This window comes from Butyrivibrio sp. INlla16 (assembly GCF_900104155.1).
Lineage (GTDB): Bacteria > Bacillota > Clostridia > Lachnospirales > Lachnospiraceae > Butyrivibrio.
This window is the reverse complement of sequence record NZ_FMYB01000080.1, coordinates 1-10,030: the sequence shown is the minus strand read 5'-3', so window position 1 is coordinate 10,030 and position 10,030 is coordinate 1. Positions and strand designations below refer to the sequence as shown.

The 10,030-nt window shown below is 42.0% G+C and carries 12 protein-coding genes and 1 pseudogene; 2 read left to right on the top strand and 11 right to left on the bottom strand.

Annotated features, from left to right (window positions below; translation table 11 throughout):
- A pseudogene (locus BLR42_RS20805) lies at positions 1-189 on the bottom strand (hypothetical protein); the annotation flags it as partial.
- 143 nt (positions 190-332) lie between these two features.
- On the opposite strand from BLR42_RS20805, the gene BLR42_RS20800 reads away from it, so the two are divergent.
- Positions 333-1,916, top strand: coding sequence for an IS1182 family transposase (locus BLR42_RS20800; RefSeq protein ID WP_242879459.1), 1,584 nt, complete (start codon positions 333-335; stop codon positions 1,914-1,916).
- A gap of 181 nt (positions 1,917-2,097) precedes the next feature.
- On the opposite strand, the gene BLR42_RS23725 is transcribed toward BLR42_RS20800, so the two are convergent.
- From BLR42_RS23725 to BLR42_RS23835, 5 genes are all read right to left on the bottom strand, one after another.
- Positions 2,098-3,162, bottom strand: a complete 1,065-nt coding sequence (locus BLR42_RS23725) for a rhodanese-like domain-containing protein (protein WP_242879458.1) — start codon at positions 3,160-3,162, stop codon at positions 2,098-2,100.
- Positions 3,159-3,650 (bottom strand): cupin domain-containing protein, encoded by a 492-nt coding sequence (locus tag BLR42_RS20785; RefSeq protein WP_091873344.1) that lies wholly within the window; start codon positions 3,648-3,650, stop codon positions 3,159-3,161. The genes BLR42_RS23725 and BLR42_RS20785 overlap by 4 nt, the downstream gene beginning before the upstream one ends.
- Positions 3,651-3,668: 18 nt before the next feature.
- The gene (locus tag BLR42_RS20780) at positions 3,669-5,093 is read right to left on the bottom strand and encodes an MATE family efflux transporter (protein ID WP_091873343.1); all 1,425 of its coding nucleotides are present in this window, start codon (positions 5,091-5,093) and stop codon (positions 3,669-3,671) included.
- 151 nt (positions 5,094-5,244) lie between these two features.
- On the bottom strand, positions 5,245-5,406 hold the full coding sequence (locus BLR42_RS23135; RefSeq protein ID WP_170832914.1) for a hypothetical protein: 162 nt from the start codon (positions 5,404-5,406) through the stop codon (positions 5,245-5,247).
- Between the two features lie 452 nt (positions 5,407-5,858).
- Positions 5,859-5,987: a hypothetical protein gene (locus BLR42_RS23835; protein ID WP_278289434.1), complete on the bottom strand. Its 129-nt coding sequence runs from the start codon at positions 5,985-5,987 to the stop codon at positions 5,859-5,861.
- A 424-nt stretch (positions 5,988-6,411) separates the two neighbouring features.
- Here BLR42_RS23835 and BLR42_RS20770 point away from each other — a divergent pair, with 424 nt between their 5' ends.
- Positions 6,412-7,038, top strand: coding sequence for a flavodoxin family protein (locus BLR42_RS20770; RefSeq protein WP_022763472.1), 627 nt, complete (start codon positions 6,412-6,414; stop codon positions 7,036-7,038).
- A 115-nt stretch (positions 7,039-7,153) separates the two neighbouring features.
- On the opposite strand, the gene BLR42_RS20765 is transcribed toward BLR42_RS20770, so the two are convergent.
- From BLR42_RS20765 to BLR42_RS20745, 5 genes are all read right to left on the bottom strand, one after another.
- Positions 7,154-8,044 carry a TPM domain-containing protein gene (locus tag BLR42_RS20765; RefSeq protein WP_091873340.1) on the bottom strand — a complete coding sequence of 297 codons (891 nt, stop codon included), beginning with the start codon at positions 8,042-8,044 and terminating at the stop codon, positions 7,154-7,156.
- A 53-nt stretch (positions 8,045-8,097) separates the two neighbouring features.
- Positions 8,098-8,475, bottom strand: coding sequence for a zinc ribbon domain-containing protein (locus BLR42_RS20760; protein ID WP_091873337.1), 378 nt, complete (start codon positions 8,473-8,475; stop codon positions 8,098-8,100).
- 42 nt (positions 8,476-8,517) lie between these two features.
- Positions 8,518-8,838: a putative quinol monooxygenase gene (locus BLR42_RS20755; protein WP_091873334.1), complete on the bottom strand. Its 321-nt coding sequence runs from the start codon at positions 8,836-8,838 to the stop codon at positions 8,518-8,520.
- A 275-nt stretch (positions 8,839-9,113) separates the two neighbouring features.
- The gene (locus tag BLR42_RS20750) at positions 9,114-9,425 is read right to left on the bottom strand and encodes a hypothetical protein (protein WP_139165231.1); all 312 of its coding nucleotides are present in this window, start codon (positions 9,423-9,425) and stop codon (positions 9,114-9,116) included.
- Between the two features lie 11 nt (positions 9,426-9,436).
- The gene (locus tag BLR42_RS20745) at positions 9,437-9,739 is read right to left on the bottom strand and encodes a Dabb family protein (protein WP_091873329.1); all 303 of its coding nucleotides are present in this window, start codon (positions 9,737-9,739) and stop codon (positions 9,437-9,439) included.
- Between the last annotated feature and the right edge of the window lie 291 nt (positions 9,740-10,030).

Here is a 10,030-nt window from a genome sequence, read left to right as displayed (position 1 = left end):
GTTAGACTCTACCAGACCATCCGGAGTAATCAGCCCGATATAGGTATCCACAGGCTGGGGGTATTTTTTCCCCGGAACCCTTTTCGATGTACGCTTGTACAGGTAATATGAATCACCTTTTTTCTTGATGGTAGTCCCCTTAACGCGTTGTGCCTGAACCCATTCTGGATATACTTTTTCAGTCTTCATACCTTCCTCCTTTCGTATAGGTGGCGTATACCTATACTTTAGGTATATTATACCTCTACAGAGCAGAAAAAGGAAGAGGGAAAAGCACTTTTGTATAATGCTTTTCCCTCTAAGTTTCATCGCTAAAAGACCCTATATTTATTTTGCTTCATGAAACAACCCTACCGCTCGACATAGACCTATCAGTAGCAGATGACGATCCGGTACGCCTGGTAAGCGCATTCGTGGAGGAGATGGACCTTTCTGATCTTTATGCAACATATGAAAGAATCAGAAAAGGCCAGGCAACGCCCCGTCATATGATGAAGATAGCAGTCTATGCAGCAATGAACAGAATCTTCTCATCTCGAGACATAGAAACCTCATGCAAGCGTGATATCAATTTCATGTACCTTCTTGAAGGCTTGCCCGCACCGGACCATTCAACCATTGCAAGGTTTATTTCCCTGCATCTGTCACAGTGTTCAAAACAGATGATGGCTCAGGTTGGAACAATCCTTCTTGATCTTGGTGAAATCTCTGGGGAGAACATCTTCATCGATGGCACAAAGATTGAATCCGTGGCGAATAAATATACTTTTGTCTGGAAAAAAACAGTTTCAAAAAACATGGCAAAACTGGCTGAGAAGATATGCCTCTTCTGCGCAGAGTGCGAGGAACTTTATGGCCTGAAGATTGTCTATGATGACCAGATATCACTTCATACATTAAAAAGACTCAAAAAGAAACTTTACAAGATTAAGAATGATGAAGGAATAGAGTTTGTCTATGGCTCCGGAAAGAGAAAAACTGTTCTTCAAAGGTCTGTCGAAACACTTGAAGGATATATAAAGAAACTCAAGGATTACACATATAAGCTGTACAAGTGTGGAAATCGTAACAGTTATTCAAAAACAGATCCGGATGCAACCTTTATGCGCATGAAAGAAGATGCCATGCTGAACGGACAGCTTAAACCTGCTTATAATCTCCAGCATGGTGTCGATGCCGAGTATGTTACCTGGCTTGATATATATCCAAATCCCACAGATACTCTGACACTCATTCCGTTTCTCAATGACATGGAAAAACATCTGCCGTTTAAGTACAAGAACATCGTGGCTGATGCCGGTTACGAAAGTGAAGAGAATTATGTTTTTGTCGAGAAAAATGACCAGACAGCATACATAAAACCTCAGAATTATGAACTTTCAAAAACAAGGAAATTTAAAAATGACATCAGCAGACGTGAAAACATGGATTATGACAGTGAGGATGATGCTTATGTTTGCAGGAATGGCAAAGAATTAAAGGCAATCTTTACCCGCAACGAAAAAACAGCAAGTGGCTATTCAAGAAGTGTCACTACGTATGAATGTGATAGCTGCAAGGAATGCCCGTACAAGAAAGATTGCATTAAAGGAAACAACTGCAAGACACCATTTGAAGACAGGAACAAAAGGCTTTATGTTTCGAGAAAGCTTGAAGAAAAGCGCAGTGAATGCCTTAAGCGGATAACCAGCGAATTCGGCACGCAGCTCAGAATGAACCGAAGCATTCAGGCGGAGGGTTCATTTGCAAATGTAAAAGAAGACATGAACTTCAGAAGATATTTGTATAAGGGGACGAAGAATGTTCTTGCACAAAGCGTGTTACTTGCAATCGGATTCGATATCAATAAACTGCATCACAAGATCATGGCCGGCCGAACAGGAACTCATCTTTTTGAGCTAAAGAAAACGGCATAATTTTTGATCCTTAAAAATCAAATTCCTGTATCTGATCCGAAGATATCTTCGGACTATTAAGTTACTCTAAAAATATGAGATATGAGCAGAAAGCAGATATAAGTACCGATTTTTAGGCCTGAAAAAGGGCCATCGCCCAGATGATTTAATCATCTAATGCGACAGCCCCTTTTTTATGGTATCATTCAAGAACCAGTTCTTCGCCCGGCTTGAGTATTATCCTCCCCGGTACGTCGAAACTTTCAGCCACCGCCTGATCAAAGCAGTTCGTTTTATCCGCAGGAATCATGTGATAGGGTATGTTGTGCTTTGCGCCTACAGTTTTGGCACACTCTATCGCTTCCTGCACATCCATGTTGTAAACTCCGTCGCAGCAGAAAAATGCGTAATCGAGATTTCTCTGTGCAAGTTCCTGCATCTGCGGCGTCGTAGAGGTATCTCCTGAAAGATACAGCGTCACACCATTGGAAAAAGTAAGGATAAATCCCACACATTGCTTTGTATCATGATTCTTGTTGTAGCCTGCCTCCACAGCTTCAACCTTTACATATCCGAGGTCAAAACTCTGATGCTGCCCTCCGCTTAATGCTTCCTCCCACGAGATAGTCTCACAATCAGGATTCTTTGTGGTTATCGTATCCGTTTGCGTGTGATCATAATGTCCATGTGTCATGAGTATCAGATCTGCAGGCACATCATAGCCCTCCCCTGCAAATGGATCCACATAAATCACCTTTCCCTCAGTTGTGGTGATCCTCATGCTCGCATGTCCCTGGTACAAAAGTTTTGCTGCTCCCATTTCCTCTCCTCCGTTTTCTGTTTCGTTATTGTTATTTATTTCAATATCCCCGGTCCAGTCGATGATTCCCCCGAACTCATAAACATTCGAATACCCCATATCCGCAAGCTTCTGCGACGCTTCCTTACTGCGCCTTCCGCTCCTGCAATAGACGAGTATTATCTGATTGGGGTCAGGAAGTTCCTCAGGCGGATCCACATCAATGCTTTCATTCGGAATTAAAATCGCGCCCGGAATATGCCCCTCTGCATACTCATCCTCCCTGCGGACATCGACGATAACATGGCCATCATCTTTTTCCATCATCTCTTTCGCCACGTCCTGCGATATCTGAGTATACTGAAATGTTTGTATCATCCCATCGCCATCCATGACCTGGCTTCTTTCGCTGCAGGCTGTAAACAGCAAAAGGAACATCACACAAAAAGTAACCCACCATTTTTTCATAAGCTTCCCTCATCTTCATAGGCAAGGTACAGAATTCTTTCTGCATTTTTACCGCATATCTCACCTATTTCCTGCTGCCCGACAAGCCTGAATCCTTCATAAGTAAACTTGGGTGCAGTCATGCATGACATGAAGCAGTAACTGTCTTTTTCAAGATTTTCTGCGGCAAAAATGGCCCCCTTCGGTATAACTATCATTGCCCTCTCACCTTTTTCTATATCCTGTCCAAGGTACAATTTCTCGATTTTTCCATCAGTTATAGACGTGATTTTCACTGCACAGCCTTCATGGTGATACCATATCTCCTCACAATCTATCTGATGAAAATGAGATATCTCTTCTCCAACAAGAAGGAAATATATACTGCCGGCCAGAGCTCGGTTTTCTTTTTCTACCGCCGCCGTGTAAACTTCTGAAAACCAGCCTCCCTCAGAATGTGCTTCCAGGGCATAAGTTTCTTTTAGTTTTTCTATCCTCTTTGCATCCATATTATTTTCCAACTTCAACTATATTATCTTTTTATTCATCCATTTTCCGGTCTTGAATCGCCAGATATCAAGAGCTGCCTTAATGCACCAGTCAAGCACCATTGCCAGAGCTATTCCTATTACACCCATGCCCATCCACAGAGCAAGGATAAATGACAGGACTGTCCTGCAGATAACTGTGGCAAATATCGATGCCCACATCGTGAATTTTACATCACCCGCAGCTCGAAGCCCCGATGAAAGTGGGCCTGAAAAAGGCTGAACCAGCGCAGAAAACAGATTGTGTATCGCAACTATTATCAAAATCAGCCGCTTTGTCTCATCCGAAAGATTATACAAAGTAAGCAAAACCGGCGTCAGTGCCATTACCATCACATTCCAAATGATTGCCAACACAAGCGATAATCTCGTAAGCTTTCTTATATTCCACTCAGCCGCCTCATAGTCGCCGGCGCCCACACACTGTCCGACAACTGTGATAAAAACTGTTCCCATTGACATGCCCATGCATGCAGCCAGTGACCAGAATGTCTGTCCTGTGGTATTTGCAGCTATCTGCGATGTCCCAAAAGTTGCGGTAAGCATACCCAGAACAACCTTTGCCGCCTGAAAAAGTGTATTTTCAATGGAATTCGGAATTGCCACACCTAATATGCGCCTTGCCATAGCTGCATTCAGGCGAAGAGAATCCTTTATATTTATACTGATTCTTTTGGCACTGAACGCATTAAGCCTTTTAAGAATATCATCAGATGTCCTTGTCTCAAGGCACAGCACGGTCATAATAACCGCAGCCACATACCATGAGATTGTTGTCGGCCATGCCACTCCGGCAGCGCCTGCCTTCAGTACAAATATTCCTATTGCATTCCCGACCACATTAACCAAGTTTGCAATAAATGAGACCCACATGGTTACTCTGGTCTGCCCCATGGCACGAAAAACAGCTGTCCCCGCATTATAGATAGCATTTGCCGGAAAAGACCAGGCCACTATCCACATGTATGTCTTGCAGGCCGCCATCGTATCCGCCTCTGCCTTGGGATACATAGCCTGCAGAAGTGCTGATCCGAAAACAAGCATCATCACCATGCATACAATCGAAAGCACCCCACCTATAAAAAATATCTGCGAAGCTGAAAGATCAGCATTATCCTTCTCTTTGCTCCCAATGTATTGAGATACAACTACCGATCCTCCTGCGGAAATAGCAGTAAACAAATATATGAATATGGTGTAGACCATAGTATCAAGTCCTACACCTGCAACTACGGCTTCTCCGGCGTAACTAACCATCATTGTATCTGCAAGTCCTACCACCATCTGAAGAAGCTGCTCAATAAGAAGCGGCACAATCATCGCTTTTAATGCAGCATTGCTGAACCGTTTTCGGTCATCCGACAAATATGTACTTGGTTCTATTATTCTCTCCGCAATATTCATACCCATTTTCAGCCAATAATGTATTTATATTTCAAAATCAGATTACTTCTTAGTTCGATTAAATTGTTACCAATATTATAACTTAAAACTCCCCGGAGTACTGACCAAAATCAACACTCCGGGGATTCATTGCATCCATTTCTTTTAAAGATCAAAGTGTGAATGTTGCCCCAAAAGCTACTGCCATCTTCTCTTTGTTATAAAAAGCTGAAAGTTTCTCAAGGCATTCATCATACATTTTGCGAACTGCTTCGTTTCTCTGTACTCTCTTAACTTCTGCTTTGCGTGTATCCTGAACATCATTAAATCTCATAATATTTACCTCTTTCTTTGTTGTGGTATTTGTTAGCCGTTTGGCTGTTTCTTTTCTCTTTCTGAGCTTATAATATTACTTCCCGGGTTATGGGAACACCAAATTTATTTGTTTTCATTTCTATCTGTTGGTTGTTTATTTCTTATCTGTTGGTTGTCCCTCTCTGTAATTATGTTATATATCACCCGGAGGCATCCAAATATCACTTTTGTTGGGTTATTATCAATATTATTATGCCATTTTCACGGCCTTCACGACGTCACGGTGAATAGTAGCCCGAGATTTCCGTCAGCCACTTCACACAATTCTGTGTTTTCAGCATTTTCTTCTATTACACAGACTCTTGCTATTATGTGGATCTGTGCTTTTTATTTTTTCTTCCAAAACACAGACTATATATTGGTTGCCATCTGTGTTTTTAACTTTTTCTTCCATAACACAGACCCCTGGCACTATAGTCTTCTGTGCTTTCGACATTTTTCTCCATAGCACAGACTCCTTCTGCCATGCCCTTCTGTGTTTCCTACATTTTCCTCCAAAACACAGACTCCTTCTGCCATGTCCTTCTGTGTTTCTTTCATTTTCCTCCAAAACACAGATAGTCCTTCATAAATCATCTGTGTTTTTTGTTTTTTGCATAAAACACAGATTCTCCAGTGATAGTCATCTGTGTTTTTGAACCTTTCCCTCAAATCACAGATATCCTCACAAAATGCCTTCATTTGGCCTCCACGTCACACATCTCCTCAATCCACTCCCGCCTCTGGATCACCTCAAGCCAGTCGGAAGGGATAGCGTCATAACCATATCCTTACCGTTAGCATCATTCTTCGTCATGATATTTCCGCTCCTTTCATCTTTTTATTCACTATACCCAATCCACAACCGGAAAAGGTAACCTCACAGGCGACTGCACGATTCACCATAACTATTATTAAAAATTCAATATATTTACTTTTTTGTTATAATATTGTTAGCAATTTGTTTGTAAAAAGGAGGTTTTCTATGGCGAAGGTATTGTTACTGAATGGTAGTCCAAGGGCAAATGGCTGCACAGCGACAGCTCTTGATGAGATGGTAAAAGTTTTCCGGGAAGAAGGAATTGATACAGAAATAATTCATGTTGGAAATAAGGATATTCGTGGCTGCGTTGCCTGCGGATATTGCGCTCAAAACGGGAAATGTGTTGTGAATGACCTTGTAAATGAGGTTGCTCCAAAACTTGAAGAGGCAGATGGCCTCGTGGTTGGAAGTCCTGTTTACTATGCGTCTCCGAATGGAACAATACTCTCGTTCATGGACAGATTGTTCTATAGCACGTCTTTTTCAAAGCATCTTAAAGTTGGCGCAGCGGTCGTCAGCGCCAGAAGAGGCGGCAATACTGCGACTTTTGATGTACTAAATAAGTACTTCACAATAAGCGGAATGCCTGTGGCTTCAAGCACTTATTGGAATCAGGTTCATGGCTTTACAGCAGAGGATGTAAAGAAGGATCTTGAGGGCCTTCAGACTATGCGAAACCTCGCAAGAAATATGGCGTTCATGATCAAAGCGTTCGCCGACGCAAAGGAAAAATATGGCGCTCCAGAGATGGAAAGGGAATCCTTTACAAGTTTTCCTGATGGAAAATAGGGAATCATATACAAGCTTTCCCGATAGAAAAAAAAAAGAGAAATACCCGGATACAAACCAAATGTATCCGGGCATTTTAAATTCAGTCCTTTACTTACTTATAGCCTTCATGTAATTATCTGCTGGCACCGCCACCGTCGGAACTTCCTCCACCAAAGGAGCTTCCTGAGTCTCCGCCTCCGAAAGAGGAACCGGAATCAAAGAAGTTGGTGAATGAATCACTGGAAGTTCTATGGTATAACCTCTCCCTTGCCTCCCAGATATGCATGTCTCCGTCATGATCTTTCGCCCATTTCTTTTTTTCGAAATGCTCTATTATAGATGGTAATACGAATAATACAAAAAACCCAACTATGACAATCAGAATAATACCACCTATTTTATTTGATTCAGTCGTTTCCTCTACTTCATATACATTATCGTCTTCGGCAAATTCCTCATCACTTATATTCCCATAGATCAGAGGTTCATATTCTCCGGTCAGTTCGCTTTCCACTTCATAATACGAATACATATTGGCTGCTACTGCCTTTGCAGTCTCCAGCGCCGCCTCGGATGTGCTTTCATCCCTGTATGGCACATAATAGTTATCGAGTATATCTCCTGCGACATCATCAGTGAAAACATCATCAATTCCACTTCCGATTTCAAGCCTCACGTGATTTCCCTCTTTTTGCATCAAAAGAAGAATACCGTTATTCTCTTCCGCTTTTCCTATGCCCAGCATATTGAAAAGCTTGTTCGCATATTCCTCCAGGGTAAGGTCTGAATCGTCGTAAGATATTACTGCAACTTCCGCAGACGTCTTCTCTTCCAGCTCATCCAGGATACGGTTGATCTCGTCTTCATCATCTGCGCTTATCATATCGACCGCATCATAGACATAGATATCTTTCTTTACAGTCGGAACAAACACACCGTCTTCAGCAGATACTTTTATGGGGGCTACACTCATTCCGATTATTGTTAGTAAAAACAGAATCCACCCAAGATATCTTTTTTTCATTCCCAAACAACCTCCATTTTCATAAAATCTCTCTCCCTACCGGTTCGCCCCAATCAAAACCTTGTTCCGCATTTAGGGCAGAACTCGAAATCCTCTGCCGTTTCGTAGCCGCACTGTCTGCACTTTTTATAGCCACTCACATATCCGTTTCCATTCATCACACGTGTCAGATGGCACTGCTGGATCTCGACATTTTCGCCTCTTGCAATTGCTTTTCCAATCTCAGGATCAAGCTCATAAACTGTGCCGCAGCAGCTTGTCTGTACATAGTAGCGTTTGCTCCACTTTATTGTAGGAATAAAGAAAAGAGACAAAACCATATACGTCATGAACACGTTGAAGCGTCCATACTTCCCACAGATAGTGCAGGTCACAAGCTGGTTAAAATCAAAATCCTTCCTGCCCTGTGTTATCCCCATTATGAAAAACATCTTTCCTTACTCCTCACACTTTTATACATCAAGAGCTTCACATTACTTTCTAATAAAGCCCTCGTCTCCTTCATAGTCGTCACTGACAAATCTCTCCACTGTCATATGAAGATCATATTTCTCGCGAAGCTTTGCGAGCTGCTCCATCATCGGCGACGCATGGTGAGCATCAATCGCAGCCTGATCCGTCCATGAATCAATTAGCAGCACCGTCTCGGAATCCCCTATCGGCTGGAAGTACTGATAACGAAGATTCCCTTCCTCTTTTCTAATCGCATCAACTATCCCTGATGACTCCATTTCATCAGCAAAAGCTCTGGCATTTCCATTTGTTCCCTTATAATAAAGATTAACCGTTATCATATCCCGAGTATCTCCTTCCCGCCCATATCGGCAATTTTTCTGCCGGTATGGGCATTGCCTTAACTCACCGCCATAATTCCCGCAAGAATTATTATCACAACAGAAAACAACAATTCAGATCCAAATCTCTGATAGATATGATGTGTATCAAACATATGCACCTCCCTGATAAACTCGTAAACTTCTTACAATTTCATCCGGGTCTATTCTACCAATTTTGCTGTCCGTTTTATGACACACCATATCATAGATCATTTAACACCATCTATGCACCTTTATAACATTTCTTCCAAAAACAATACTTCCGAGCTGAGCAGTTCTCTGTCATTGCATATACATGAAACAATGAAAGGCACATATCCCTTTGCACCAAGTCTTTTCTGCCCCTTTAAGATCAGATGCATTTTCTTGTCTTCAGTCATGTACTCCTCGGAAACAACTTCCCCCGCAGTGCTATTCTCAAGTACTTTTCTGAAGTCACCTAAAAAAGCAGGAACAAGCACCTTGCCGGTCTTTTTCCCGTATTCAATTCCATATATCCTATCGATCTCGTTTTGAATACACTGTCCAATACTATTATCGCTCATAACCACTTTCATCACACCTCAAAATCCAGACAACTTCTGATCTTTGTATATGGTCTTACCTTTGTATCCGCAACAGCTACGTGCTCAGAATGAACCGCGTATCCCTTAAGAGCCGCCTCATCTTCAAATGTAGAATCAAGCATCAGATCCGCATTTGAAGATTCCAGGCCATTGATATTAACCTTGATTTCAACAATCCCCGGAACCTTTCCCTTCAGACCCTCGAGTCCTTCCTTAATCCCCTTTTTAATCTCAGCCTTTTCCTCAGCTGACAGTTCATCTTTTAATGTCCATAAAATCACATGCTTTACCATTATTACCTCCTAGTATAGTAATGATGTAGTCATTAAGGACTACAGTTAATAGTTTCTATTTCCAAATCTAAGTAATGATTGAAGGGAGGATTCCCCTCTCATCAGATATCATCAAGGAGCTTAACTAACAGTTATACATGTCTGTAGCTCCCGTATACTCCAGACAGATCATAAGGTATATAATCATCGAGGCAGGATCATTGACGGTTCCTCCTTGGGAGCCAGCTTCGGTTGGTGATACCTCGAAAAAAGTCTGTCAGTCCATTCGGTGGTGATTTATGTTTTGGCTGG